The following is a 21,796-nucleotide window of genomic DNA, read 5'->3' as shown; positions in this document are numbered from 1 at the left end:
GATTGATGGCGGATGGCTGACTCCTAGACTAAAAACTGAAAGCTTGAAACTTGAAACTTTCCCCGGGCTTAACTTGCTGACTTTCGACCTTCAACTCCCACACTCCTACCTTCCACGAAGTGCAATGGCCTGCCTTGTCTGCTCGCGGAACTGGGCATACATCAACCTGACCTCCTCCTTGGTGGATTCATCGAGGGGAACAGGCGTTGCCACCATGCACTGGGTTTGGTAGAAGGTGCGTTTTGCCCTGTCCGTCGTGCCACCAAAAGGAGGGGTCATCCGATCCGGATGAAGCCTATAAAGCGTCATCGTCCAATTATGCTCGGTTGGTTTTGGCTCTACGGTATTGCCTAGATGATCTGAGTGGCTACATAAAATAAACCCCGCATCCCCATTGGGTAACACCATTTCAGTTTCTGAAGCCGGCCACTGAAAAGCGGGGGCATTGTCGACGATGTGCTCCTTGGAAATTTTCCAACCAATATTACTGTAGCAGGCTTTGACATCGTGCCAGTCATCAAACGGATAATCTAACGACATAATCACCGTCAGCCCATGATACTTGAGCCTCCAGGTGCTGGACAGAGCTCCCCAGATACTGGCAAAATCACGTTTTTCTTCGTTGTATTGGATAACTTCCCATCCCGGCCTGTCGAAAACCACCGAGTCTTTGCCGATTTTCGTCAACTGGTCTTCACCATACATGAATTCTCTACTGGTAACCAATGGGCGGTAATAGATCACGGCAACTTCAACAGCTATAAAAACCAATAACAACATGGACAACATCCCAAATAGAATCCCACCCACACGGTGGACACGAGTCGATGCAAAACGCCTTAACACACGCGACACCTCAAGTGCAGCAGCATATTCCCACAGCCTCGGCAACCCGCCAGCGGCACGCGTGCTGGTATCACGGTCACGCACCTCGCTTTGTCGCTTGGATAGAAAAAACGAAACCAAGGAGTCAGCACACAGCACAAGGACCAATGCAACCAACATAGAAAACAACTGGTAAAACACAACATAGACACCGGACAGTAAATCAACGTCGTACCAAACCTTCACACTGAGAAGAATCAGAATACGGAAAATATTCATGATCCATGATGATACGACCGCCAACATCAACAAGGAAACACTGTGCAACAGCGCACGGTTTCTGACGACTGCAATTACTGCCGCTGTAGCAAGGGTGCTCACGACAGACACCCAGCCACTACAAATTTCATCGATTTGAAAATCATGTACTGGCAGGGCGATCACGTTGCCCTGCACGGTGTGAATCACACTGGCGTAGTCGAGTATCTGGGATGCTGTTTTACTGCTGATATTTTCCATCCACACCATCACCCGCAACATCATTTGATAGGGAGGTCTCAAGAATAATAGTAAAAGCAACCACATGCCAAACAGGTTCTCCACTTTTCTAAAATTGGAAATATGGAGAGCCCCTACTGCAAGGAAAACAATCGAGGCCACCGCAGCCACCCAAGGTGTGTAGTAGAGTAAAGAAAACAGCATGAGTGGCAGCGCCACCAAAAGGAGTATCCTCCCGCTCCACCGGGGAGCATAACAATCCGCCACGGGAGCCCGCCGCCAACGCTGGACCAATAAAACAGCGATAACGGCCACCAGCAAAGGCCAGAGCTTGTAATAGTCCTTTACCTGTAATACGGAAAAATACTCCACCAACATGGGCAAACACAGCAGAGCCATCAAGCCCGCTATCGCCCATGCTCTCCAATGCTTATGAAATATTTCTTTCCGTAACATCACTCTTCTTTGATCCGCCATCCGCTATCATTCATCCGTTATCGCGCGGAGCCCGCTCCCTGGCTCAACTTCATATGTTCCGCGGCAATCCCCGTTTTACCCAAAGCTCCATACGCTTCCGCCAACAAACGATGCACCCTGTTTTTATCCACCTGCCCTGGCAATGCCTTTTCCAGTGAAACGATTGCATCTGTCCACCGTTTCAAGCGGGCTTGTGATAAACCCAACATCAGGTTGGCCTGGGCTCTCTGGCTTGGTTGGCAGCCCCGCAGAACCTTTTCAGCCAGCTTTCCGATATATTGATAATCCGGTTCATTTTCCCTGACCAGCAATTCAATCAACTGCAACATCGCCTCCGCATTGTCAGGGTCCTCGGCAATGGCAGCCTCCAGGTGAACCCGACCCGAACCCGCTGACTCCGGGGCCAGCCTTGCCAGGGCCAAGGCTATCTTCGATTTCGCCTGGTGACTTAGCACCGCTTGCTTTGAGGATAGCTGCTGCAGTATCCTTTGCACCCTCTGTTGTTGGCCTGGCTCTTGAATGGCAATAAATGACATGGCGTCAATCGCCGGTCCAAGTTCCGGCTGGATGAGCAGGACTTGCTCCAACTCATCAACCACTTTTTGATAGCCCATGGATGGATCCGACCGTACTTCAGCAAACAGGGAAACCGCCCTGTGATAGTGATAAGCCATACGCAACGCCATCACCTGCCCCGCTTCACTCACTCCCGACTCGCCGCCATCCGCCATCCGTAATCCGCCATCCGCCATCTTACGAAGTGGAAACCTGGCCTCGAGCCGCCGGATCGCAATATCAGCATTTTCATACTTCTTAAGAATAAGCGCGCTAAGCACATACTGCACCCTCTCCGCAAGATCACTGCGCCTGCCCAGTCCGGCATCCTGGCCCAGGCTTGAAAACAAATGCCACGCTCTCTCTTTGAGGGCTAAATCATCGCCCTGCTTGGTCAAGACATGGGCCAGGGGAGCATGCAGACCAGGATGGGGACTCACAGGATGGCCAATCGCATGCATCAGCACATCCAGAGACTGATTCCGTCGCCCCTGCGCCAGCATGGCGCCAGCCAACAAGACCACCGCTTCTTCTGAATCCGGAAGAAGTGCCACCGCATGCTCAAGATGCCGCTGGGCCATGTTTACCTTGTCGTCCTTACCCAACCTGACGTTGTCACCACCACCAATTCCAGGGAAGGCCCACAAAAAATCCGGTTTGAATTGAGGCAGTATATCCTTAGCCACCCACAGATGGGCCTTGCCGTAGCCAAGTGGCTCATCCGCCGAGTCACTGAGTCGGGCCAACCTCAACATCATCACCCGTGCCTGTTCCAAATCACCGCCATGGGCGACATCAAGAGCCTGCTGGTATTTTTCCTCCGGAGTTCCGGACAAGGCCTTAACGACGTCCTTATGCTCGCCTTCCTGCTCCACCATCACAGTTGCCCCCCAGATAACAGCCACCAAGGCCACCACGATAATAATTACACGAAAGTAAACGTACTTTTTACGCTCCCAGTGTTGTCTTAGTTGTCGTTTGAGTCGTGGCATGGATCATTTCTAAGTTTCAAAATACAAATTACAAATACCAAATTCCTACCCTCCTATCGACTTATAGCTTCATTTTCTTAACCGCCATCCGCCATCATTCCTCCGCCATCGCCGAAAAAACTGCGGCACTTTACAAAGGTTTTTCCACACCAATGTGTGCAGATGGCCGATTTTATTACGTCTGATCGCCCGCCAGTCTTCGGCGGATTTGCGTAGGATGTGTTTCAGGCTGCGGTTACTGACCCCGCCCACCCGCATTTTGACCATCACTTCGGATAAATAAACCGGGGAAACATGCAACGTCGAAAACACGCGCATCATAAAATCGTAATCGGCGGCACAGGTAAACGAGGTATCAAAATACTCTCCATTGGGTAAAACCGCCCGGTCATAGACACTTCTTTTCAAATACAGCGTCGGATGCGGAGGCATCCACCCCCACTTTAGCTTGCCGCGCGAATACTCGCCCGATCGCCAATGCCTAATCACAAGTGATTGATGGTGGATAGCGGATTCGTTGCGCTCGGATGGCGAATCCGCTTCGCTCGAAACTCTGCTATCTGAACTTCCACCATCCGCCATCCGCCATCCGCTATCGCCCGAAGGGCTCCCCTGCGCGACATACTGAAGGTCACCATAAACCGCCTCCGTAGCCTCGTCTTCAAACCGCTCCGCCACATGTTTAATAACGTCGGCGTGTGCCAAAAAATCATCGGCGTGCACAAAACCAATCACATCTCCCGTCGCCAGACGCACCCCCTTGTTCAAAGCATCATACAACCCCTCGTCCGGCTCCGACACCAAGGTCACCCGTGCATCCTCCCGACTGATCTTAGTCAGATAATCCAACGACCCATCGGTCGAACCACCATCGACAATGATATATTCAACGTCCAGATAACCCTGCCCCAAAACCGACTCCACAGCCGATGCAACCACTTCCCCCGGATTGTAGCAGATGGTGATGATCGAGAATTTCATGGAAAAGATGGCGGTTGGCGAAGGAATGATGGCTGATCGCAATTAGCCGTTGACGTAGAAACGGGTTGTAACCGCTTTCCATCCGCGATCTTCATTCTGCCCGTAGAGCTCCCATCACTCATCACGCAATATTTCCTTCATCTTCAAATTTATCATATACTCATAGATCGCTCGCATACAGCTAAAATGAAATCCAGCTTTGCCATCCAAAAAACCAAGTTTTAAAAAATATAGGAAGCAGAACGTCAACAAAGGACGAAAGGGCATACGATAAGCGACCCCTTTAAATACCTTACGGCGCAACATGGGATCAGAATTTAAAAAATGCCCCCAATTAATCGCGTCGTTTTTTTCCAAGGATAGCTTAATCCCCTCCATAGTTGAATAGCGATTGTGTCGCTCAAACCAATATGTCACCCCCTTGTTGAATGGATAATGAATTAAATGGCCCTCCAACAAACCAACTTCACCCTCGGTATAATACTCCTCGTTAATTTCTCTCTCAACCCACACTTCACCTTTACGAAAAAGTCGCCCGAACCAAGTCGGATACCCGCTTGAATGCTTCAACCATCTACCCATAAACATGTCTTTTCGTCGCATTCGATAGAGTGTTATTGGGTTATGTTTATTTTCAGTAACTTTGCGAAGTTCAGAAAGAAAATCTTTCGGAATTCTTTCATCAGCATCCAACATTAGGATCCAGTCATATTTAAAATCATAGGCTAATCCAAAATTACGTTGTGCTGCGTAGTTATCAAACGGCCGTGTCAACACCGTAACCCCGGCAGCTGTGGCTATCCCTACCGTTGTATCACAGCTACCTGAATCGAGAACTACTACATCATCGGAAAAACACACGGATCGGAGGCAATCCTCTAGGTTGGCCGATTCATTGTAAGTGAGTATAAGCACTGAAATATTCATGGAACTCGAATATTATTTAGTGTCTATTATTACACGCCTCTTTATGATTACGGCAGGATTCCCTGCAACGACCAAATCAGGCCCGACGTCTCTGATAACTACGGAGCGTGCCCCAATCACAACTCCTCTACCAATAGTCACACCAGGGCCAATATACGCGTCGGCGCACACCCAAACCTCATCTCCAATTACAATAGGCGGCTTTAGCAGCGGCAAGCTAGGACTAGTAAAATCATGGCTTCCAGCACAGAGATGCGCACGTTGCGAAATGGTTACGCGTTCACCAATGGTGATTTGTCCTAAGCTATATATGAATGCCCACTCCCCGACAGCAGAATCATCTCCAATCTCAAAATTCCACGGAAAGTAAATGTAAACAGAAGGATAGATGTGTGTGTTCTTACCCACTTTCGCACCAAATACTCGAAGGATCATACGCCGGATCCCGAAACAAGGTCGTGGAGTTAGCCTAAATATGCATCTCCCTAATGACCAGCATACTCGCAACAATAGCACTCGAGAAGAGTACTTTTGCTCTTGCCTGTTTGCATGAATATCCAATTTGAGCATATCACACTCTTACAAGGGTTTTGCTTCTCCTTACATTTGGTTTTTCTGAAGCCCGTCGAAGAAAGGTGCACTCCTTGCCCATGAGAATTGATCCTACGATAAACACCCATAGGAACCCACCCTGACCACCGAATGAGAAAAACAACATCTCCCCCATATTTACGCCGAGAAATGTTGCAAACATTCCAAGGGCAATAAGATTTTTGCGCGCATGGTAGAAGCGTACTATGGAAATCAAGAACACTGCGAAAAAAATAGTTCCTATAATTCCTGTTTCCTCGACAATTGCAAGGAATAGGAAACCTTTTTCCGTCGGAGCACTAAGTAACGTAGCTTCTGAAATAAATTCCTCACTCGTTGAAGTGCCAAAGCCCAGTCCCACTATCGGCTGTTTTCTGATATTCAACATCATCATTTCTATCTGCCCTTCACGGGATTTAAATAACTCCTTAGTAATTGTATCATGTTTCCCAGACACGTTGGGGTCATACTTCACAAGGAACTCCATAGCCGTCGCGGAAACCCCTCCACCTGACGTAAAATCCATTACAAATACCAGACAACAAATAACCACGCTCGTGGTGATTATCTGAGATTTTGAAAAGTTCAGTTTTAGCTTAATCCCGCCAGATGGGCGATATCTCATAACCATGAGCAGCATAACAAGAATCCCAATCCCCAACGCAAGAAGGGATGTCCTAGAAGTAGCCAGATACATAAAATAACCCAAAACCAGAATCAACGGGATGCTTAGCCATCGTATCGCATGGCGTGTAAATAGCGTAAGCCCTAGAAGATACACAATCATCAATGCGGCCGTTGTGCCCAAAGTCTGTGAGTGATCAAATGGCCCGTTAAAAAAGCTCTCTGCAGACTTCGTCTTTGCCAGCCTATCCATATTCATGCTCACTCCTGTTCCCATGGAAACTATACCCAAAAAGACACTCGTCGCAATGATAGAAAAGAACCACAAAGTCACCTCTCCTTTACGATTTTTCAATATATCTGCCAGAATCAGCAAGACAGTGGTGAAAAGCAAGAATGAAATAATTTTCAACAGCGAGATTACGACATAGTAACGACTGATAGTAGTTAATACGGCGCATGCTAGGCAAAACCAAACTAGCGCGACAACATGCTTGCGGGTAAACATAGCGTAACCTCGGTTCTGCATCGCTACAAATACTTGCCAGATTGCGACAACTAATAACAAAAATCTGCCTTGCGTTAATACACTGTTATTAGGAACAAAAGCCTTATTGGCTATCATAGCTAGAAAAAATATGCTTAATACCTGCAACACGGCTAATGGCCCTTTGCTCATCCATATCATTAGGACTACTAAAAAAACAATGGTCCCTGCCGACCCCAAACGGTTTAGCATCATCAATCCTAAAATCAGAAGGCAGTTTCTTGCTAAGTCTGCAAGGGTAAATCCAGCCTTGTTATGGCGCTCTCCGGGCTTACGCCTAGTAACGTTGAGTTTACTGGCTATAGGTCTATTTAAAGTCATTTATTGGCTAATTCTATTTGATAAATTTCTGCAAATCGTTTCGCTATTGCTTTCCAGCAAAACGCCGTTTCAACATAAAGCCGCCCTTTCTTCCCCATAGTCTCGAATGTTTCACGATCCATTTCAAAAATGGCTTTCAGTTGCATAGCCAGTGGCTTCGCTCCGACATCAATCGACCACCCACAACCTAGCTTTGGCAGGGTAGACCAAGGGGTTGCTCTAGTTGCTAACACAGGCCTGTGATAGGAAAGAGCCTCTGGCACGACGACGCCGAAATTTTCTGTAAAGCTAGGAAGAATAACGAATGTACTTTTGAGGATAAGCTTCTCCTTATTTATCCCTGAGACCCTCCCAAGGAAGCTGAACCACTCACCCAAACCCAAATCCCTGATCCTAGCCTCAAGGACAGCCCGATACCCTCCCTCATCCGGACCTGCTATCAAGCAGTGCCACCCTTCCGGTCTTAACTCGCTAATCGCTTCCACAAGGTTCATCAACCCTTTTACAGGGTGCAGACGGCCAAGAAACAAAATATAGTTCTTATCACACTCTTTGATTTCGTAGTCTCTCAAAGACGGCAACCCTATGCCTATCGGAATTGTTGTTTGTGGAACCTGCAGATGTAATTTTCTAAATTCTTCCGCTTCATCCTCAGATGTTGTGTGTATCATTGATGCCGATGTGAGATGTCTACGCTGGAAAAGCCACCATGCTAATTTTTTTTTCCAGCATTTATGATTCATTGCCCACGGTCTGAGCATACCATGTAGCGACCAAATAAGATTACAGCGTACACGCCTAGCCGCTCTAGTTGTGGCTCGATTTACAGGAAGCCATAAACCATGCGTATGCAAAATGTCTACATGTTGCTCCAATACGAGTTTCGCCAATGCCACGTCAATTTGACTACCTCGTGCATTTATCCTGACAACCCTGCCATCAAGGTCACACATGTCATCTACGCCTCGCTCTGCATCGTTTGTCAGTATCGTAACACGGTGCCCTAGACTCGCTAGATAATTGCACATCTGTGCGACCATGTATGAAGGCCCGCCAGCAGATTTACCCAATGTAGCTATTGTGTGTACTATATGCATAGATGAATATGAGATACTACCGGCATCAAAAAAATTACCCTCATAAGACAAAGTGCCCCTAGTGCCAGCCTCCCTCCGTCAGGTCTATCAGATTAAATCAAGAAGACATTTGACGCCTAATGGATTCAATCGCACCAAGAAACCGCTCACGGTAAGTGTCAATACTCCAATCCGTCTGTAACAACGTTTGTGCGTTATCTGAATGTTTCCGGTAGAGCTCGTTGTTTGTATAGTATTCCAACATACACAATCCAAGTGCCTTTACATTTCCAACGGGGTATATCATTCCTGTGTTCCTGTTTTCGATGAGGTCAAAAGCTGCCCCTACTTCATCAGAAGCTATCACTGGTATGGCCGCCGACATCGCTTCATTGACTACTAATCCCCACGGTTCTGCATGCGAGGCTAAGACCAAAACATTAATTCTACTATAGATTTTTTTAACCTCTTCATGATCCACCTTCCCCGTAAATCGAATATTCTCGGAGCCCCTTGACTTTTGTAGCAAGTTTTGTTTTTCCGGACCATCCCCAATGATCAGCAATCGGCACTTTCTTCCATCATTAAAATTATTCTTAAACGCTTCAATAACATCCTCAGTTCTTTTCCGGGCTATCAACCGACCAACATAGGCAATAGTAAAAATGGATTCGTCTTTAGAGCATGCATGAGAGTAATCAAGACTTTGTATAGGCAGTGTGTACACCCGGTCAGCCATCATTCCTCGTTTGGTAAAATACTCTCTGTGCTTTTTATACCCAGCCGCAAATCCAAAAACAAACTCTCTAGAAAATATAAACTTTACCAGTGTTCTTTTAATCGCACTCTGCGATTCGTGCGCAGCGTTATAAAAGCCATCAGAGTCGATGCAAATTGGAACTTTCTTAAAGCAGAGCAGCGATAAAAAAAAGTGCGTTAGAAAAAACCTATCCATAAATCCGTTGCTAATGATTACATCCGACAGAAAATGCGCCCTCAACGATTTTCTGAAGCGAGCTGTGGGCAAATGCACATTTCCACTTTTATTTAAGGCAGCCTCTGAAGTGTTTTTCCTAAAATAGAACTCCACAGAATCAGTTTTTGTGAAGGCTTCTTCTAGAATTCTAAGACTATATTTAGCAGGCTCGACAAAATAGATTAACAGCTTCATTTTTTTATTATGGATTTGATGAATCTTCTCGTAGTCATGTAGTAATTTCTAGGGCTGTCCATAAATCGCTTGCTAAATTCCAAATTGTAAAGATTAAGCATATTCGGCTGGAAGTTCTTCACCTTGTAATCATAGCCCCCCCTACCAAAATCGATATTGACACCTTGATTCAAGGCTAATTCATAGTCGATGTATTTCACATAGTTGTACAAGTTGATCATTTTAATATCATTGTAGAGATCTACCCACATCAACCGGGTGTTACCATACTTGAGGACTAGGCTGGCACTTTGTACCTCGCAGTCCTTTTCTAGGAGGCTGACAACCAAGTGCCCCCCATCAAACATTGTTTTGCAAGTTTTCTCTAAAGAGCCATCAAAAAATCTTTTGTCTCTTAACCCATTTTTTATCATGGCTTCTTTCAGAGATATAATTTCAGTTCTTGGGAAGGCTGCGGAGTTGGTTACTACCCTGTGCTCAGTTTTTTGATGGTACTTGATAACCCTTTTCAACTCACTTTTTGAAGAGCTATTCAAATGCCTAATTGCGCTCAGAGCATCTTTGCCTTCAAGGAGGAGGTGCGAAACCTCGGTGTAGGAGTACACGTATGCTTTATTACCTAATATGGTTTTTGAATAATTAAGAATGTCGGCATCATGAGGGAGATTATACAGAGCCAGTCTCCGAATATGTCCCTCAGCCAGGATGATCTTGAATATCCTTTTAAAGAGAGCGTATTTGTTAGCGATGCAATTTGATATGAGTGGCATGCAATAGTCAGAGTGGTTGTCACCAATGAATCTAAGAGTGCCCTTGTTTAGTTCGAATGGAAATATGTATTCTATCGCATTTCTTTCTACACCAACGATAACAAACAATTCGCTAGTGCCATCAACTGCGCTGCATATGAATTCGTATGATTGAAAAATAGTAACTTTCTGTGCTACAGATGTGTAAAGATCATTCCAAACGTCTCTATACTTGGATAGATCGACAGAATTCTTGAGTATTATTTGATGCGCCATTAAGTGCTGTCCTTTTTAGGATGAAATAATTGAAAATTGGTGAGCGGAAATGAATGCTGCCGTGGTCAGGTCAATCCAGTAGTGCTAGTATTTCATGAGCATTTACCTCCCAACTGAATTTTTCCGCAGTTTTTCTTCCCTCACGACCTATACGACGGCATAACTCTGGATTATAGAGTAGTGTTTCTAGTGCGCATGTTAACTGAAATTCATTATGTGGTGGGATTAGTAGGCCATCATTTCCTGTACAAATGATATCTGCTGCCCCGTTGTCAAAGCACCCAACTACTGGGCGGGCACGAGCCATCGCTTCCAAATATACAATTCCGAATGCCTCCCCCCAGCTCGGCAATGAAAATACATCTGAACGTGCCAGCTCATGCATCGTGTCTTGATAGGAAATGCGCCCTAAGAAAGTGACCTGAGACGCAACGCCCAACTCACGCGCCAGCAACTCGAGCTTTTGTCGTTCTTCGCCATCACCAATGACACGATATTCCCACTTTAGCTCAGGATGTTTTTCGCTCAGACGAGCCAACGCTTTTAAATTAAGATCGATTCCTTTTAAGGCCACAAGATTAGAAATGCTCACAACCCTTCGTGTCTCATTGAGACTACGCTGGTGGTCAAAAATTTTCTCCAGTTCTGGTAAATCCGTGCCATTTGCAACAATCTTCAATTGATTTTCAGACAAGCCCAATAAATGAGCGTGCCTTAACAAAGGCTGCCCTACCAACACAAACCGGTGGCAGACACAGGCCACAGGTTTCATCATTGAGGTAATTCGCGGCAAGTTCCCAGCTTTCTCAATGAATGGATCGACCCCATGAAGCACCATCACGGTTTTCCCTTTAATCCACCGTCCCCATAATGGCACGGACAACCCCATATAACGGATCCCATGGAGAAGACACCCTTTAAACACCTTTCCTTCAGCTGCCAATTGACGTATTGTCCTATTAAGCTTCATACCTACACTTAATGTGTTCAGCCAGATGCCTCCTGGCCAACTCGATAATATTTCAGGAAGACGTAAAAGAGAAACCTCCACCAATTGAATACTCTCTGATGGCAGCCTTAGTTGCTTCAGGGACAGGTGAGGTGATTCCCTCTTGCCCTTGGTCGTCGCTATAATCACGGTCGCCTCACAATTTTGACGAACTAGCGCGGATAACTGCTGAACCACAAATAGACCGCTGATCGGGTTCGACTGCGTTGGCCAATAGCCACTAACAATAAGTAAATTCACATTCTATGTGACTTGAGATAATTAGGAAACAAATCGCCACCAGAGTGATCCTCTCCGCTATCCATACATCGCGAGTTCCTCCGAATGAAATACATCGTATGGGCAAGGGGCCATGCCGCCACCACGTGATCACGCCGTATCAGAAGCTTGTCTTCTGCCACGGGCACCTCACAAAAATGACACCCCCGCTCTGCCGATGCACAAGACCCGTAACCGGCCTGAAAAACCAGATGCATGGCATCCTTGTTGAAATGGTGAAATTGACCGTAAGGATATGCAAAATGGGTTGCCTTTCCACAGCGGTAAAGTAAGATATCGCGAGATGTGCAGAGGTCTTCCATAAAAGCGGATAGTGGCATCTCAGCTACATTAGTATGACTCATAGTATGCGAACCTATTTCATGACCTTGGCTCAAAAGATGCTCTACATCTGACCACTGCATAAATTCTATAGGCGGCATCTCGAGTCGATCACGACAAAATCTGGCAACTGAGGCAGGCTCCTTCATACCTATCGAATGCGGGTTGATATAGAAACAAGCCTTTGCCCCGTAACGGTTTAAGATATTGGCTGCCTGCAGGTTATTTTTCAATCCATCATCCGAGCTAAATGCGATACATGGCTCATCATTACAACCGCAAATCACACGCCGCACAGCCTCGGCATGCGAAATGAATACGTGTGTCTTGGCCAACTCAGCCAGTAGTTTGTCAAAATGTTCAACCTCATCGTCAAAGATATGGTGAATGTAAAGAAATTGTACGCGTGGGCGGGCTAATGACCGCCCCCCATACAAGATTCTCTCTTTACAACCCAAGGCAGCCAACGCAAGACCACGTGCTACCTCACGTAGAGTTGGAGGTTTTCGCTCTCTAACTTCACTATAGTTACATATCATTTGCATCCCCCTACTGTTTATTTCTCTGATAATTTTGCACTGTATTCCTCCAGCCAATACCCTAGCTAGGTCGGCTCTCGTGACCACGGTGTCCGCAGCAATGACGCGACCTACACTAATACTGCCCCCCTAAAATACAATCACATCGGCTCCGAGCCAAGCTCGTCCTCCAGAGTAATCTGCTTGGTGAACGTGCCTCTACCCTTCCCGGCTCGAAACACAATCCATGATTGACAGTTTACAATACGCGCCAAGGGGCTAGTGCACAATTCATTTCCAATGGTAATCCGGGATTCGGCATGAGGACATCCCATCCTGATGTCCATTTTCAAATAGGAGCCGTGCCCATCGAAACAGCTACCCACGAATAGCCTCAAATTTGTGATCAAAAGGCAATTGGTTGCCCTAACTGACCAACAACGCGCTTGAAGATGCTTTCATTATCGCTTTTGTAAATGTCTGTCATCACTTACTGGCTAATATAAACAGTCTGTCTCACTATATCCAAATAGTTTTATGTCCGTTTGATATACTTGGGCCACAATTTGCTGCGTTTCTGGAGTATAGTGATTAGTAGCGTGTTTTGCTTTCTCGGTCACATTGATTTTAGGCAAAGGTTGTATTGGCAATCCAAGGCGTTGCTGCACAAACGATACATCCTTATCCATTTGCTCAAACCGTCCCACAAAGTCCACCTGTATCCTATGTCGCCCATCGCAGAGCCACCAGTGTTGAGGCTTAAAATGAACCCATGACCAGATATTTTTCTCGTTCACCCACCCGTGGACGAAGCTCTCGAAGTCAGGGTAATTAGACAGGTTCTTCCCAGCCCATGCATGGTCCAAATCGTTCATTCCGCCCCTGGCCAGGAACGAATAGGCGGAGAATAGGCGGTCCCATGGATTGCGTACGAATGTAAATTTAAAGTATTTTTTAAACTTCCGGGGGTTAGCTCGCTGATAATCCATATAATTGAGATGACGTGAATCGGCGCGAAAGAGTGTTCGAGTAACACTCGTCCCCGCAGCCTTTGGAATATGGATAAAAATACACCTGTTCTGGTCAGGGTAACCACTGAAAACTCCACGGTGTCGGAAGTCGGCGAGGCGCATGCGTAAAACCTTGGTTAGACTGTATTCTGAATTCATTTCTGATTGATAAAGGTTTTATCCTCTGGAAGCAAAAATGCTACCCAGCTTGCTACGGATTACTGAGATTACTTCTTGGTCATCTTCGTTGAACCCATGGACGAGAAGATGGCTCCCATGAAAAACAAGATACGATAATAGGAGCCCCCCAGCCAGCCCCCATTGGGTAAACCTCAAATGTGGGCATCCAGCCCAGGTCGTTACCACTGTCACTAATGCTGGTATGAGCCAATGTTTACATCGACTATTCCACCAGGGGACTCCGAATGCTTTATGTGCGACGAGAAGAGCTGATACATTTGAAACTAACATGATTCCCAGAACGGCAATCCCAAGCCCCGGCAAGGCAATTATCGGTACCAATGCACAAATGAGGGCCGCTTTGAGAAAAAGCGCTGCGGCATTGATCTTGAGCATTCTCCGTTCTTCTCCGCACATATTCAACACAGTCCCGATGGGTCCCGATACCAGATTTATGAGTTGTGCGAGTAGTAGTATCCTCAGTAGCAGGGTGCCTTGCTCAGCAAATTGCGAGCCGAATAGGCCTAGTACAGGTTCTGCATACACCGCCAGGAAAGAAATCAACGGGAATGACAACCTAACAACCCAGTCTGTGGTGAGATGGTAGATTCTCTGGATTTCATCGTGCTCCTTGCTAGAGCCAGCAGATGCCATCATGGGGGCGACGATGGAGAGAAACATTTGAAAAAAAACACCTGGCAACATGTATAGCCGCTGAGCGACCATTAAAACTCCGACAGACGCAGGCCCGGCAAAAACAACGAGCAGAGTCCGGTCCAGAGGATCGGTCCAGAATCCGAGCAGGCTGTTGCCATACATAACTCTGCCATAACTTCGCCAAGCGGGGATCAGTCGGAGCCTTCCTGGTCCATCAGCGGGATGTAGTTTCAGGTGACGCCAAACACCTACCTGCATCCAAAGAAGGGCCACACCCATCGAGACCACAACCGCCCACACATAACCCAATACCAGCATACCTAGTGATAACGCCGCCACGGCCAAAACAATTTTCACTATGAGCTGAATGATACTGGATCCTATTACGATAAAGCGTACATCATGAAAGCCTCTCAATGCCTGGGTACTTGCAAAGAGCAGTAGACCCAGCGGGATAATGAAAGAAGCTACCATTACCTCGGATTCATGTCCCGCCAACTGGGGCCACTGCTGAAGAAGCATTGGTAGGGCTAAAAATATGAGAACTACCGCGACCATGCCGGTCACGAGGAGTATCAGGAAGCCACCTCGGATTAGTGCATGTAGCTCCACGTATTGCCCCAGACTAACGTGCTCCGGTACAAAGCGCAGCATTACCTGTGCTATACCGAAACCAAGAAGCCCTGTTAGTGCCGCTGCACCTACCTCTAGAAGCCCGAACACCCCAAGACCATCAGCCTGCAACTGCCGGGCGAGATATACCTGGAACAAAAAACCGACAAGCAATGTAAACACATTTCCTATTAGGAACCAGCTTGACTGTCCCGCCACTTTCTTTGCAATACTCATGATTTGGCTAGGAGCATTCGCCAATACACACTCCGCTTTGGATTTGGATGCACCATGACTATATGCTATTGATATCGTCTTAGAGCTCGTCTCAGGTGAGGCGTGATAACCTTGGCATGAGCCAAAGGATTATAGTGGTGATTGCTGGGGTCTGAGTGTGTCAATGCCTTTGATATGAGGCCATCAACTCCAATACTTTCACGGTCAAGATTAATATATGGCACATTGAGAATACTACAATGCTTCTCGATCTCTGAATTAAACCGGATGGTCAAGGCCGTTCTGTCCACTTGGCTTGCAGTAACAGCTTTGCGCTGATTGGATATATCTCCCCAATCATTATCATCTGATATAGTTGGCAAAGGCGTGCTAATTACTATAGCGCTGCATCTTTCGGATACATGTTTAATTAACTTGGTATAATTTTTCACTGCAGTTTCCATCATAAGATCAACGCTTGCAGCATATTTATTAGCTCTATACCAAATCACGAAACCAGTATCAACTTCGCCCAGCATCAGTATGACAGGCGTGCCGCGAAAGGCCGCTGATAAAGCGGCTTCTTCAAAATAGTTGCCTGCACGAGTCTTTGAATTTGGGTTTTCCAAACCCGAAGCGGTGGCCCCATGAATAGCACGCACATCAAACCGAGTGAACGGAAACTTAATGCGAAAATAATCATGACCAAAGACCTCACAATGTGAATCCCCAATCACGACCACAGTCCTACCAGCAAAACGCCGATTGCACGCGCGAATAAACCTGAGTAAAAGTTGCTTCATCAATCTATCAATTGCTCGACATTTTCGCACCAGCCCCTCGATTCCACCTCTCCTGCTACGGAGAACAAACCCGAAACCAAGCCCCCAACAGAACCAGCAAAACATCAACAAAACTCATTTTTTTTCTGGCAAGAAAAACGAGACCACTTCAAACTTATACCGTGGAGACATCAGCTCATAGTGAGCTAAGGATACACTTTTCCCATCTGGGTGCTATCTCATCCCATGAATAATCCTTGCTCATCTCGATAGCCTTCGACCCCATTTTGAGCCTGAGACGGCTATCCTGTATGAGTTGACTTACATGACTGTAAAACTCCTCGTCATCCCACACGACAAACCCGTTTACCCCGTTCGCGACAGACGGTGCCTCAAAGTGTCCGAACATTACAATCGCCAAACCACAGGCTGCTGCTTCCTGTGTAACCTTGGGAACACCTTCCGTCATTGAGGGCATTACAAAAAGATCGGCAGCACGAAAAGCCTTGGCTAATTCCAAAGGCTGCACACTACCTGGAAAGCTAAGGTTACTCAATCCTTCCATAACGGTTTTCTCACGAAATGCAGATAATTCAGGGTCCCCGCCACCGTACCAAACAAAATCAGTAGTGGGATGCCGCCTCGCGAGCTCAATGAAAATTTCTGGTCGTTTCCCAGCACCAAGGTTGCCCGCAGAGACTACAATTGAACGCCTATTCTTCCCGCACTTGTCTTCAGCGTGAAAAACACTTGTGTCGATGCCTAGCGGTAACACGCTAAATTTATTGCCGTAACGACGTCGACCCATCTCGGCCAGAAAGGGGCTAATTGCTATGACATGATCCGCTTGATGATAGAGCCTGTCAAGACGGGCAAGTGTCTTTCTACCCACGCGTTGACAATAAACATGGTGTCCCGCCCAGTCTGAATACTCATACTCTCGGGCAAAGTTACCCACAAGCCCCTCAAGAGTCGCGATAACTGGTATACGACGCCTCAATAACTTCCTCAGAAGAAGCCCCAAGCTATCAAACCACTCCCCTCCTGGATAGAACACTGCATCATAGGAACCTTGGTATAGTAACGCTGAATGGCAGCGCCAAAAGCCATTGTTTACCAACTTGTGGAGCCTAACATTACCCCGCCGTGATACCTCCTCGTCAGCAACGTGATAGTGAGGAGCGCACCATGTGATTCTATCTGAACTGAAACGCGAAAGCATAGCCCGTGTATTCAGCACCTGGGCATTTGTGTTCTCAGCATCCACCAACCGAGAAACATAAATAGTCCTCTTGTTTATCATTGTCTATCTGCACTCAGACTCAACACCACCGACTCCACGCTCACTCTGCCCTCTGTCAGTATCTCCATCACCTCACGCGCCTTAGGCCAAAGCAAACAATTAGTTTCCACATTGAAAACAATATCCTGTAACAATTCATGCCCCGGCGACATCACACTGACAGGAACAACGTTCATTTTCAGTGCATCCACTAAACAGGTCGAAAACCATGAAACAACGAACATTGGACACACCCGTCTAACTACCTGTTCAAAGTTGTCTGGAGAAGCATCCACTTCCAACTGAGGAAAATGTGTTTCCCAGAATCCTCCCTCCTCACGCGGATGCTTTCGTACTAGAATTCGAAGGCCCATCGTTTGTGCCCATTCCACAATAGCTCGCACCCTCGGCAAGTCGCATTCCCGCGAAAATGTATCGGTATCGAACACCGAGGTAAAGAGCATTACCTTGTCGTGATGCATCTGTCCTGTTTGCCCCTCCAACACCTCAATCTGGCTTCGAGGTAGAAAATTTGCGAACCAAGCAGCTTCGATAGCTGTTAAAAACCGTGCATGTTCAAACTTAGGCATCACAATACTCTTTCTTAGTAGGCCATGCTGCCTGTATTTTACTCTACGTATACCAGCGTCTATGCAGGCGTGTGCAGCCTTATCCGCAGAGATGAAAACAACCTCTGAAAGCTCGCTGTCACGAAGAGACAACCACCACTCACGATAGAATACATACCTCGATAACCCCAACCCAAGACACGTGAATGTATCAAGCCACCTGTCTCTTAAGGCTTTTTCGTTTGCACTGCTCAGTGCCCTAAACTCTGCACTAGCCAATGCCCATACGCTCGACCAGAGCTTAACTATTGATAAATTTTTATACTTACCCCAACTGCTAAATTCAGTCTCGTCAAGGCGTATTGCTACTGTTTCAGATTCAGTCTCATACGCTTTCCACATGCCTTTTTCTGGGCCTGCTCCAAAGCCTACAAATATCCGGCATCCCCTGGGTAATTCCTCCTTTTGTCTCCCCGCTTTGATCCGAAGACATGTTACATCAATACTGGCTATACTAACAATAAACAGAAAGCGTAACCAATGAAAAGGTAAGCAGCTGACAATTCTACGAACTAGACGTCCGCGAGGACCAAAAATCGGTGTTCTTTCTGCCAGATATATATCCTTCAGAAGGTCTGTCCCCGCGAAGATCCACCTGTAGCTATCAGGCATTTCTTTTAGGACTTTTTCAAGCATTACATTAGTCTTAATTAATCAACCTTCACTGCACTTAATGAATGCTTTGGCATTATCGCTCAGCACTTCCATACATAGGTCATCAAAATCTTTGGCTAGGAATGATTTGATTACTTTCGCTCCCAGACGACCAACCTGGACTTTTCCTCGACTCTCAAGTATACCGCCCACCCAATTTACTTCCTTGATAGTGTTTAACCTTTTTCTAACATAGTATCTTTGAGAGCCTTCTCTGCTCTCCCCTTGTTCGTCCACGACAATCCCTGAAAAGGTTTTGTAGAAGTTGTAATCTACCATCTTCCGCTCCTCTGATAGATGATATATACTGCACTTGTTATAATCTACACCAAAAAGCAAAATTTTTCCTCTGTTTTTTATCAAACTCAACAATGGCGAATATTCCTCTAAAAACCCGTCGTAAACTGATGTGTAATCCAGATAATTCTTACCTGTAGCCGCGAAACTATACATTGGAACGCAAGAGCGTTTTTGCGCATATTTTAACCTAAATAGTTCTGTCATCGCACCCGTTTCACTGGGAGTCAGGCTCACATCAAAGAACCCCGTCTTGGCAAACGTTGTGGTCGCAGTAGGAAAAACCAAGGTACCCTCGTTAGGCGACACTATATCTAACATGGATTCTATTATTCCCTCTGCCCCATCTTCCAAATCACCAACACCGCTCAATGATGAGTGCACAAATACGTCATCACCCTCAACCAACAACGAATCCAAGCAGTCGAAAACTTGCTTGTTAGTAATTGCATTTATCTTACCCATTGAACTTTTTTTGTTGCGAAAAAGACCAATAGTCCGGCCTCATCAAGACTTCTACAAACTTTGCGGCAGCTTGCCCCACACCAAACTCAAGAGACCGTTCACAGCGTTCTCCCCACCGAGTTGAAAGAAAATCATCTATAATAGATGAATCATAAGCAGATGCCGATACTATGGAAGGCGAAGTCGCCCGTTCATTTTGCCGTGTTCCAATATCAAGACTTGGAACACCCAAAAACGGGGCTTCTCTTACGCCCACACTACTATTACCAATCATTGCTGAAGCATTCCTAAGCAACTCTGAAAAATAGTTGAAGCGCATTGAGGCAATAATTCGAAAGCGATCTTTAGGTAATTTGTCCAGCACCTCAATAATTTTCTCAGTACCCGGGTCATTGTTAGGCATAATTACGACAAAATTCCTACCACAAGTGACCAAACGATCAAATAACGCCTCAGCTTGTTTGCCTATCATTTTGACCTCAGATGTTACGGGATGAAATATGACTACTCCGTAGTTTTGAGTTGGCACTTCATACCGCTGTGCCACTTCCTCAATACTAACTCCCGATGGTTTAGCATGAGTATCCAGTTCTGGAGAACCTATGCAAAACACCCGGTCTTCCGCCTCACCTAAATTAATTACTCTATGGTAAGCCGCTTCCGAACATACAAAATGAGTTGTACATAATTTAGTATTACAATGCCTTAAGCTTTCATCTATAGTTCCTGAAACTTCACCACCTTCAATATGAGCACTTGGAATATACTTCATTGCACAAACAATCGAGGTAGCCAGAGCTTCGACACGATCTCCATGTACGATAACAAGATCAGGCTTGTGCTCATGCACAAAATCAGAAAACCCCATTACAGTCTTAGCCAGCACAAAATCCAAGGGATCTCCCTCACGTTGATTAACAAATTCAAAAAATTCAGCCTCGGGGAAGCGGCGAACCTCAACCCTTGTTTCTCCATAACGGCACATCATATGCATCCCCGTTATAAAAAAACTAATCTTAAAGCCAGCAACCTGCGCAGCCATGGCTAATGGCTCTAGCTTACCGTAATCAGCTCTGGTGCCTGTTATGAACAGTAGCCTTTTCATATTCATCGTGTCTTACTCCACGTCACGGAAATTCAGATCAATATCTGCCCACTTCAATTGTTCGTTGCGCCTAACGTCACGTAATATCCGTGCCCCAACCAATCTATCAAAGTGTTCTACGGATATTTCACCGTTTCCTGGTCGCCGAGCCCATATGTCCATTTCCCCTATTTCTTGCCCCGCACTCAAATTACAATCCGCCACAACAGAGCCTCTAGCGAAGTTATACACATCTCCTTCCGGCTCTGTGCGCTGCTTAGGATTCATCAAGGCTGTATGTATCTCCTTAGAGCGATCGATAAGATGTCGAAGTTCTGCGGGATCCATAGAACAAATGATGTCAGGTCCCGTTCGGTATCGAGTATCCGTGTAGTGTCTTTCAATTATAGATGCACCCAAAGCCACTGATGCCAAAGCAATCTCCGGTCCAATACTATGATCAGAAAACCCAACAACAGCCTTAGGAAAAGCCTTCCGTAGTTCAGTGACTCCTTGGAGACTAACAATCTCTGGTGGAGAGGGGTATAGGTTTGTGCATTCCATCAATGCATAATCGACTCCTGCACTTTCTAGGATTGCGACAGATGGCCTAATGTCTTCTAAATTTTGCATACCAGTACTTAATATCACCGGCTTTCCAAAACCGGCAATATGACGGACCAATGGCAAATGATTGCATTCTCCGGAACCTATCTTGAAGGCTGTTACACCAATTTCATTTAGAAAATCAGCAGCAGATCGCGAGAACGGTGTAGATAAATAGATCATCCCCATCCTCTCAGTATATTCTTTCAGTTGAACCTCTTCATCAGGTGTTAATGCACACTCCGCCATTACATCCCAAATTGATTTATCAGAATTGGGAGGAAATACAGTTTTGGCCTCATCTGTCATTTCATCTTCCACAAAATGTGTCTGATGCTTTATTACCTCGCAGCCAGATTTAGCAGCGTGAAGCACCATAGATTTGGCAACTTTCAGATCCCCTCCATGGTTTATACCTATTTCTGCTATGATAAGTGGCGGCTCTAACAAACCTATTGTTCTATTTCCAATAATCATCTTTTACTATTTAAAAATTCACTTCCCGCTCATTTCACGCAAAAGTTGCTCACACCGATCAAAATCCTCTTGCGTATCGATATCCAAACTCTGTTCAGACGGCATTTC

The 21,796-nt window shown here is 46.1% G+C and carries 19 protein-coding genes; all 19 read right to left on the bottom strand.

The window, feature by feature from the left end; genetic code table 11:
* Positions 1-105 precede the first annotated feature (105 nt).
* Entirely contained in the window at positions 106-1,779 is a 1,674-nt protein-coding gene (gene xrtU, locus H7A51_00095) for an exosortase U (GenBank protein ID MCP5534617.1), read from the bottom strand.
* A 38-nt stretch (positions 1,780-1,817) separates the two neighbouring features.
* A complete protein-coding gene (locus H7A51_00090) occupies positions 1,818-3,347 on the bottom strand; it encodes a hypothetical protein (GenBank protein MCP5534616.1) in 1,530 nt (509 codons plus the stop codon).
* Between the two features lie 69 nt (positions 3,348-3,416).
* Positions 3,417-4,328 (bottom strand): glycosyltransferase, encoded by a 912-nt coding sequence (locus tag H7A51_00085; GenBank protein MCP5534615.1) that lies wholly within the window; start codon positions 4,326-4,328, stop codon positions 3,417-3,419.
* A 114-nt stretch (positions 4,329-4,442) separates the two neighbouring features.
* Complete coding sequence (locus H7A51_00080) at positions 4,443-5,255, bottom strand: glycosyltransferase family 2 protein (GenBank protein MCP5534614.1); 813 nt, start codon at positions 5,253-5,255, stop codon at positions 4,443-4,445.
* A 12-nt stretch (positions 5,256-5,267) separates the two neighbouring features.
* Positions 5,268-5,825, bottom strand: coding sequence for a putative colanic acid biosynthesis acetyltransferase (locus tag H7A51_00075; GenBank protein ID MCP5534613.1), 558 nt, complete (start codon positions 5,823-5,825; stop codon positions 5,268-5,270).
* Position 5,826: 1 nt separating this feature from the next.
* Positions 5,827-7,338 (bottom strand): O-antigen ligase family protein, encoded by a 1,512-nt coding sequence (locus tag H7A51_00070; GenBank protein MCP5534612.1) that lies wholly within the window; start codon positions 7,336-7,338, stop codon positions 5,827-5,829.
* On the bottom strand, positions 7,335-8,435 hold the full coding sequence (locus H7A51_00065) for a glycosyltransferase (protein MCP5534611.1): 1,101 nt from the start codon (positions 8,433-8,435) through the stop codon (positions 7,335-7,337). Before H7A51_00065 ends, H7A51_00070 begins: the two co-directional genes overlap by 4 nt.
* Positions 8,436-8,532: 97 nt before the next feature.
* Positions 8,533-9,585, bottom strand: coding sequence for a glycosyltransferase family 4 protein (locus tag H7A51_00060; protein ID MCP5534610.1), 1,053 nt, complete (start codon positions 9,583-9,585; stop codon positions 8,533-8,535).
* Entirely contained in the window at positions 9,582-10,610 is a 1,029-nt protein-coding gene (locus tag H7A51_00055; protein ID MCP5534609.1) for a hypothetical protein, read from the bottom strand. Before H7A51_00055 ends, H7A51_00060 begins: the two co-directional genes overlap by 4 nt.
* A gap of 70 nt (positions 10,611-10,680) precedes the next feature.
* Entirely contained in the window at positions 10,681-11,859 is a 1,179-nt protein-coding gene (locus tag H7A51_00050) for a glycosyltransferase (protein MCP5534608.1), read from the bottom strand.
* Positions 11,856-12,764 (bottom strand): polysaccharide deacetylase family protein, encoded by a 909-nt coding sequence (locus H7A51_00045; protein ID MCP5534607.1) that lies wholly within the window; start codon positions 12,762-12,764, stop codon positions 11,856-11,858. The genes H7A51_00050 and H7A51_00045 overlap by 4 nt, the downstream gene beginning before the upstream one ends.
* Positions 12,765-13,234: 470 nt before the next feature.
* A complete protein-coding gene (locus H7A51_00040; protein MCP5534606.1) occupies positions 13,235-13,906 on the bottom strand; it encodes a sulfotransferase family 2 domain-containing protein in 672 nt (223 codons plus the stop codon).
* Between the two features lie 18 nt (positions 13,907-13,924).
* Positions 13,925-15,433 (bottom strand): oligosaccharide flippase family protein, encoded by a 1,509-nt coding sequence (locus tag H7A51_00035; GenBank protein ID MCP5534605.1) that lies wholly within the window; start codon positions 15,431-15,433, stop codon positions 13,925-13,927.
* A gap of 65 nt (positions 15,434-15,498) precedes the next feature.
* A complete protein-coding gene (locus H7A51_00030) occupies positions 15,499-16,215 on the bottom strand; it encodes an SGNH/GDSL hydrolase family protein (GenBank protein ID MCP5534604.1) in 717 nt (238 codons plus the stop codon).
* A 175-nt stretch (positions 16,216-16,390) separates the two neighbouring features.
* On the bottom strand, positions 16,391-17,497 hold the full coding sequence (locus tag H7A51_00025; GenBank protein MCP5534603.1) for a glycosyltransferase family 4 protein: 1,107 nt from the start codon (positions 17,495-17,497) through the stop codon (positions 16,391-16,393).
* The gene (locus tag H7A51_00020) at positions 17,494-18,741 is read right to left on the bottom strand and encodes a hypothetical protein (GenBank protein ID MCP5534602.1); all 1,248 of its coding nucleotides are present in this window, start codon (positions 18,739-18,741) and stop codon (positions 17,494-17,496) included. Before H7A51_00020 ends, H7A51_00025 begins: the two co-directional genes overlap by 4 nt.
* Positions 18,742-18,759: 18 nt before the next feature.
* Complete coding sequence (locus H7A51_00015) at positions 18,760-19,521, bottom strand: AAC(3) family N-acetyltransferase (protein MCP5534601.1); 762 nt, start codon at positions 19,519-19,521, stop codon at positions 18,760-18,762.
* On the bottom strand, positions 19,514-20,626 hold the full coding sequence (gene neuC / locus H7A51_00010; protein MCP5534600.1) for a UDP-N-acetylglucosamine 2-epimerase (hydrolyzing): 1,113 nt from the start codon (positions 20,624-20,626) through the stop codon (positions 19,514-19,516). The genes H7A51_00015 and neuC overlap by 8 nt, the downstream gene beginning before the upstream one ends.
* Positions 20,627-20,638: 12 nt before the next feature.
* Complete coding sequence (locus H7A51_00005) at positions 20,639-21,688, bottom strand: N-acetylneuraminate synthase family protein (GenBank protein MCP5534599.1); 1,050 nt, start codon at positions 21,686-21,688, stop codon at positions 20,639-20,641.
* Positions 21,689-21,796 lie beyond the last annotated feature (108 nt).

The sequence above is a fragment of the Akkermansiaceae bacterium genome (assembly GCA_024233115.1).
Classification (GTDB): Bacteria; Verrucomicrobiota; Verrucomicrobiia; order Verrucomicrobiales; family Akkermansiaceae; genus Oceaniferula.
The sequence above is the reverse complement of the archived record's forward strand: the minus strand, read 5'-3'. Positions and strand labels throughout refer to the sequence as shown.